Here is a 3,145-nt window from a genome sequence, read left to right as displayed (position 1 = left end):
CTCCTCGGCGATCGCGCGGACCTGCCCCTCGGCCTCATCGACCAGCGTGACGTCGACGCCGGCATAGGAGCGGTCGGGCGCGATCCGGGTGCGCTTGTCCCAGGCGCCGTTGACGTAGGCGAAGAAATCGTCGCCGGGCTTCACGCCGGCGTCCATGTCGGTCAGCGCGACCCCCCACGGCGCATAGCGCGGCACCCGGGGCGCTTCGGCGGCGACCAGCGCGGGCAGGGCGGCAAGGGCGGTGGCGGCGATCAACAGGGTGCGAAAGCGCATGGAGGGCTCCGTGGCTGGAATCGCAGGAGGTTAGGCTGCGACGTTTCGGGCCGCAACGGCTCATGCTGCGGACGACACGCCTCGTCGCACGACCGGCCGGCGCGGCGGCTATTCCGCCGCCAGCGCCGCCTGCTGTTCCGCAGCCTGTCGCGCCCACATCTCGGCATAGAGCCCCTGCCGGCGGAGCAGTTCGGCGTGCGTGCCGCGTTCGGCGACGCGGCCCGCGTCGAGCACGACGATCTGGTCGGCATGGACCACGGTCGACAGGCGGTGGGCGATGACGATGGTGGTGCGCCCGGCCTCGATATCCTCGAGCGTCGCCTGGATCTCGGCCTCGGTCCGGCTGTCGAGCGCGCTGGTCGCCTCATCGAGGATCAGGATCGGCGGGTCCTTGACCAGGGTGCGGGCGATGGCGACGCGCTGCTTCTCACCGCCCGACAGCTTCAGCCCGCGCTCGCCGACGCGGGTGTCGTAGCCGTCGGGCAGGCTGTCGATGAAGCCGGCGATGGCGGCGCCGCGCGCGGCGGCGCGCACCTCCGCATCCCCCGAACCCTCACGGCCATAGGCGATGTTGTAGCCGATGGTGTCGTTGAACAGCACCGTATCCTGGGGCACGATGCCGATCGCGGCGCGCAGGCTCTGCTGCGCGACACGGGCGATATCCTGGCCGTCGATGGTGATCCGGCCGCCGGTGAGGTCGTAGAAGCGGTAGAGCAGCCGCGCGAGCGTCGACTTTCCCGCGCCCGACGGCCCCACCACCGCGACCGTCGCCCCGGCGGGGATGTCGAGGTCGATGCCCTTGAGGATCAGGCGATCGGAATCGTAACCGAAGCGCACGTCCTCGAACCGGACGTGACCCGTGCGCACCACCAGCGCCGGCGCGTCGGGGATGTCGGTCACCTCCGACGGCGTGTCGATCAGGTCGAACATCGCGCCCATGTCGATCACGCCCTGCCGGATCGTGCGATAGACCATGCCGAGCAGATCGAGCGGGCGGAACAGCTGCGACAGCAATGTCGACACCAGCACCACCTGCCCCGGCGAGAATTCGCCGCGCGCCCAGCCATAGGCGACCAGCGCCATGCCCCCGGCGAGCATGACGTTGGTGATCAGCGCCTGGCCGATATTGAGCCACGCCAGCGAATTTTCCGATTTGACCGCGGCGTTGGCATAGGCGGCGACCGCGTTTTCGTAGCGCCGCGCCTCGCGATCCTCGGCGTTGAAATATTTGACGGTCTCGAAATTGAGCAGCGAATCGACCGCATGGGCGACGGCGCCGGTATCGAGGTCGTTCATCGCCTGGCGCAGCTTGGCGCGCCAGTCGGTGACGATGCGGGTGAAGACGATGTAGACCACCACCATCGTCACCGTGCCCGCGACCAGCCACCAGCCGAACCGGCTGGCGAAGATCTGGAGCACCATGCCCAGTTCCAGCACCGTCGGCGCGATGTTGAACAGCAGGAAGTAGAGCATCGTGTCGATGCTCTTGGTGCCGCGCTCGACCACCTTGGTCACCGCGCCGGTGCGCCGTTCGAGGTGGAAGCGCAGCGACAGCGCGTGGAGGTGGCGGAACACCGCCGCCGCCAGCCGCCGGGTCGCGTCCTGCCCGACCCGCTCGAACACCGCGTTGCGCAGATTGTCGAACATGGTCGACCCGAAGCGCGCGGCGGCATAGCCGATCACCAGCAGCACGACGAGCTGGACCGCGTCGCGCGGCCCGGTCGCCATGCGGTCGATCGCGCCCTGAAGCGCGAACGGCGCGCCATAGACCTGGACCACCTTTGACAGCAGCACGAACACCAGCGCCCCGACGATCCGTGCCTTGAGCATCGGTTCGCCGGGCGGCCACAGATAGGGGAGGAAACGCTTCAGCGTGCCGAACATCGGGCGTTCGGCGCCGCCGGCGACGCGGTCGGGGGGCATGGATGGCTAAGTTAGGGTCGGTCGCCGCCGATGCCAACCGTCGCGGGGGCGCCCGCCGCGTGGCGCGCGAAATATATCCGCGCCCGCCGGCTCAGTCGCCGTGGTCGACCGGCCGCTGGATCGGCAGCGACCAGCGAATCTGGTCGCGCAGCATCGCCTCCAGCTCCTCCGCGCCGGCATTGTGCGCGGCGGCGCGCTTGCGCAGCAGCACGCGCAGCAGTTCCGCGCGCGACCGGTCGGCGGTCGGGGCGGCGCGGCCGCGTTCCAGCGCGCGGGACAATCGGACGGATAGCAGGCTCATCGTCGTGCCGTGGCACGGCGCGCGCTGACGAAGGATGGACGCGCGTGGTTAACGGTGCGGGCGCGTCCACAGATCGTCCTGGCGCGGCGCGGGGGGAAAGCGCCGTGTCCGGGTGAACGCTTCCCATCCCGCCGCGCCGATCGCCGCGATTTTTTCCCCAGCGCCGGTGGTGACGCGGTGATCCCACGCGTGTTCGCCGCGCGCCGCGACCTTGCGCCCGATCGCGCCATAGATGCGCGCCGCCGCCAGCACCGCCCACGCCGGGCGCAGCGCCAGCCGCGCCGCGCCGACCCGCGCGCTCGCCTCATGCGCCGCCGCGCGCACGGCCAGCCGCCGGGCGAGCACCGCCAGCCGGGCGCGGAACGGCGGCTTCATGTGCTGGCCGGGGGGAATGTCCATCTCGACCAGCCATTCCTCGGGCAGGTAGCAGCGCCCGACGCGATCGTCGGCCTCGATATCGCGGGCGATGTTGGCGAGCTGGAACGCGATGCCCAGGTCGCACGCGCGGTCGAGCGTGTCGGTATCGTCGGGCGACACCCCCATCGCCACCGCCATCATGCAGCCGACGCTGCCGGCGACGTGGTAGCAATAGCGGTAGAGATCGGCCTCGCTGCGCGGGCGCCAGTCGTCGGCGTCGAGCGCGAAGCC

The 3,145-nt window shown here is 70.6% G+C and carries 3 protein-coding genes and 1 pseudogene; all 4 read right to left on the bottom strand.

Going from position 1 to position 3,145, the window contains the following annotated elements:
* Positions 1-273 (bottom strand): annotated as a pseudogene (locus VNR91_RS06880) (M13 family peptidase); the annotation flags it as partial.
* A gap of 108 nt (positions 274-381) precedes the next feature.
* The gene (locus VNR91_RS06875; RefSeq protein ID WP_325490031.1) at positions 382-2,196 is read right to left on the bottom strand and encodes an ABC transporter ATP-binding protein/permease; all 1,815 of its coding nucleotides are present in this window, start codon (positions 2,194-2,196) and stop codon (positions 382-384) included.
* Positions 2,197-2,287: 91 nt separating this feature from the next.
* Positions 2,288-2,497 carry a hypothetical protein gene (locus tag VNR91_RS06870; RefSeq protein ID WP_325490030.1) on the bottom strand — a complete coding sequence of 70 codons (210 nt, stop codon included), beginning with the start codon at positions 2,495-2,497 and terminating at the stop codon, positions 2,288-2,290.
* A gap of 48 nt (positions 2,498-2,545) precedes the next feature.
* Positions 2,546-3,145, bottom strand: a 600-nt coding sequence (locus VNR91_RS06865) for a phytoene/squalene synthase family protein (protein ID WP_325490029.1), incomplete at its 5' end; no start/stop codon positions are given.

The organism is Sphingomonas sp., from assembly GCF_035555815.1.
In the GTDB taxonomy this organism is placed as follows: Bacteria; Pseudomonadota; Alphaproteobacteria; order Sphingomonadales; family Sphingomonadaceae; genus Sphingomonas.
The sequence above is the reverse complement of the archived record's forward strand: the minus strand, read 5'-3'. Positions and strand labels throughout refer to the sequence as shown.